Below are 3083 nucleotides of genomic sequence, written 5' to 3'. Positions count from 1 at the left end.
GCTCCACCCGCATCCTCATGGTGAGCGCACGGGCCGACGAGGCCGAGCAACGCGCCGGACGAGAGGCCGGCGCCGACGACTACCTCACCAAGCCCTTCCGCCCGCGCGAGCTGCGGCAGCGCGTCGAGGAACTCGCGGCGCTTTCCGACTGACGGGCTCCGGGCACCGGCCTCCGCCGATCGCGCGCTCCGCGCGTCACCCGGCTCCGAGCGCCTGCTCCCCGGTCACGGCGGCGAGGCCCGCCGCTTCGTCCGCCCGCGCGGCGAGGGCGTGGGCGTCGTAGCCGTGGTCCGACGACAGCGCCAGGCCCACGCCCACGACCGGCACGACCGAGGCCCCCAGACGCGAGAAGTCCGAGTCGATGCGTTCGTGGAGGACGCGCACCACGCGGCCGACGTCGGTGGTGGGGGTGGTGGTGAACGCCACCGCCAGGCCGGCAGCATCCGTCTCTCCGACGAGCGACATCGTCGGGGCGTGACGACGTACCGAGATGCGGAGCTCTCGTGCGAAGCCCTCGGCGTCCTCCGGACTGAAGGCCATGGCCACGCGCTTGAGGTCGTCGACGCGGATGCCGACGACGCACATCTCTTCACCGGCGTTCTCGGCGCGACGGCAGACGATGGCGAGGGTGGCCTCGAACGACTCGCGCAGCAGGACGCCGTGCGCGTCGACCGACAGGCGTCGGATCTCGGACGTGCCGCGCAGAGCCGACTCGTTCGCCCGGAGCACCGACGTCACGACCACCGCCGCGATGACGAGGGTGGTGGTGAGGAAACCCGAGACGCGCGTGTCGAAAGCCGCGCGGAAGAGCTCGCTGTCGGGACCGGCCGCCACGAAGACCACCGTGCGAGCGATGAACCACACCGCCTCGACGGCGAGGATCGCGGTCAGGCCGCCGGCGCTCCACCGGCGCCCGATCGCCCCGCGGCGCGTCTCGAACGCCCCGAGGACCGCGAACAGGGCGTTGCCCAGGAAGAAAGGGACCGCCCCCGCCCAGTCGCCCCCGTCGGGCCCCGCGGCCAGGGCCGCGGCGATCGTCACGGCGACCACGGCGGCCATGACCCAGGACGCCCCGCGCACCGACCGACCGTTGAAGGCGACGCACCCCAGCCAGATGAAGCCGGTTGCAGCAACGAAGGCGCCGTTCCCGACGGCGACGGCGAAGAAGATGTCCGGGAGCAGGAGCCACGCCAGGTAGCAGACGGCCGAGAACGTGCCCGACAAGAAGGCGCTCGCCCACAGTCGCCCGGGGATCCCGTCCTTGAGCATCAGGGTGTCCAGCAGATACATCACGGTCGAGACCACGATGACGAGCGAGGTCAGGGCCTGCAGGGTCAGGACGTCCAGGTTCACGGGGTCTCCTTGGACTCGCGGGGCAGACGCACCGTGAACGTCGCCCCCTCGCCGGGTGCCGTCCGCACGGTGATCTCTCCCCCGTGGGCGCGCACGAGGTCGCGGCTGATGGCCAGCCCGAGTCCGCTCCCGTGGGTCGAGGACTTCCGCACGGCGTCACCGCGGAAGAACCTCTCGAACAGACGCGCCTGTTCGCTCGGGCTGATGCCGGGCCCGTCGTCGGCGACAGCGATGAGGACGGAGTGCACGTCGGTGGTCACGGTCACCTCGACGGCACCCCCGCGCGGGATGTACTTGACCGCGTTCGACAGCAGGTTGTCGACGACCTGGCGCAGACGGCGCGCGTCGACGAGGGCGCGCACCTCGTCGATGCCGGTCGTCTCGATGCGGATGCCGTGGTCCGCCGCACGCGGAGCCATCGACTCGATCGCGGCGCGGACGATGGCCGAGACGTCGGCGGGACGCAGCTCGAGGTCCACACCGATCCCCTCGCGCGAGGTGGACGAGACGGCGAGGATGTCCGCCACGAGCTCGAGCAGGCGCGAGGCGTTGCGCTCGGCGACGGCGAGCCGATCGCGGGTGCCATCGGCGATCGTGTCGTCGTCGAGGGCGAGCTCGAGGTAGCCGATGATCGAGGTCAGCGGCGTCCGCAGCTCGTGCGAGACGCTGGCGATGAGATCCTCACGCGCGCGCCGCGCCTGCTCCTCGACCGTGACGTCGCGCGAGACGACCACCCCTCCCGCCTCGCCGCTGTCGCTCGCGGGCAGGCGTCGCGCGGTGATGCTGAGAGCGCGGCGGTCCTCGCCCGGGGCCCCGTACCAGACGAGCTCGCCCTCGAAGACCTCGCCCGCGCGGGCGCGCGCGAGAGGCGACGCCTCGGGCGCGATCGCGGTCGATCCGTCGGCGGCGAAGACCGCCACCTCGGTGCCGAACGGGTCCGTCGCGTCGAGCAGGACGGCGTGCGCGGTGTTGGTCACCGCGAACTCCCCCGCCGGCGTGATGCGGGTGATGCCGAAGTCGACGGCATCCAGTACCTCGGTCACCAGATCTTCCTGACGCCGGGCGCGCTCGACGGCGCGTCGCAGTTCGGCCGACTGCTTCTCGAGCAGCTCGCGCTGCGCGCGCGTGCGTCGAGCGGTGAAGTGGGCCATGGTCGACAGCGCGGCGACCACGAATGGCAGAACGAAGGTCGACGAGGCGAAGCGCTGCATGTCGATCGCCATGGCCTGGTGCACCATGACGCTCGCGACGACGACGGTCAGGACGAGGACGCCCCACAGCCCGAAGACGCTGCCGACCCAGATCGCGGGGAAGGCCCAGAGGACGCCGAGCCCCGCGAGGGGCGAGCTCTCGCGCATCACCGCGATCGCGACGACGTCGAGCACGGGAAGGATCCCCACCGTCCACCGCGGCAGACGGTCCCAGGGCACCAGCACGGCCGCCACCGCGCCGAGGAAGATCGTCGACGCACCCGTCAAGAAGAGCGTCGCGTCGACGATCTGCGCGAGCAGGATCGACACGACGACGCCCAGCACCGTCGCCGCTGCCAGGAGCAGCTGGTTCGCCACGGCGTTGCGGCGCAGCCCGGCGCGCTCGCTCGGGGTCGGGGGCGCCATGGCCTCGACCCTAGCGTTTCCGACCCGTTCGTACGGGGTGTCGCCGCGGCGGCACGCCGCGCGGCCTCACCGGAGCATCAGAAGCCGAAGTCGCCGCCCAGATCGAACCCGCCC

3 protein-coding genes are annotated in these 3083 nt (G+C 72.2%); 1 reads left to right on the top strand and 2 read right to left on the bottom strand.

Going from position 1 to position 3083, the window contains the following annotated elements; translation table 11 throughout:
* The first annotated feature begins 17 nt into the window (after nucleotides 1-17).
* Complete coding sequence (locus DBR36_RS08450; RefSeq protein WP_258222639.1) at nucleotides 18-152, top strand: hypothetical protein; 135 nt, start codon at nucleotides 18-20, stop codon at nucleotides 150-152.
* A gap of 43 nt (nucleotides 153-195) precedes the next feature.
* Here the strand turns inward: DBR36_RS08450 and DBR36_RS08445 are convergent, their stop codons facing one another.
* Nucleotides 196-1353 carry a hypothetical protein gene (locus tag DBR36_RS08445; protein ID WP_108318498.1) on the bottom strand — a complete coding sequence of 386 codons (1158 nt, stop codon included), beginning with the start codon at nucleotides 1351-1353 and terminating at the stop codon, nucleotides 196-198.
* Nucleotides 1350-2969: a cell wall metabolism sensor histidine kinase WalK gene (locus DBR36_RS08440; RefSeq protein ID WP_108318496.1), complete on the bottom strand. Its 1620-nt coding sequence runs from the start codon at nucleotides 2967-2969 to the stop codon at nucleotides 1350-1352. The genes DBR36_RS08445 and DBR36_RS08440 overlap by 4 nt, the downstream gene beginning before the upstream one ends.
* Nucleotides 2970-3083 lie beyond the last annotated feature (114 nt).

This window comes from Microbacterium sp. HMWF026, from assembly GCF_003061325.1.
Taxonomy (GTDB): domain Bacteria; phylum Actinomycetota; class Actinomycetes; order Actinomycetales; family Microbacteriaceae; genus Microbacterium; species Microbacterium testaceum_E.
This window is presented reverse-complemented; position numbering and strand designations above follow the sequence as displayed.

Excerpts from the sequence above, each read along its gene's own strand:
- DBR36_RS08450 (WP_258222639.1), top strand. The coding sequence starts at position 18 with ATGGTGAGCGCACGGGCCGACGAGGCCGAGCAACGCGCCGGACGAGAG.
- DBR36_RS08440 (WP_108318496.1), bottom strand. The coding sequence starts at position 2,969 with ATGGCGCCCCCGACCCCGAGCGAGCGCGCCGGGCTGCGCCGCAACGCC.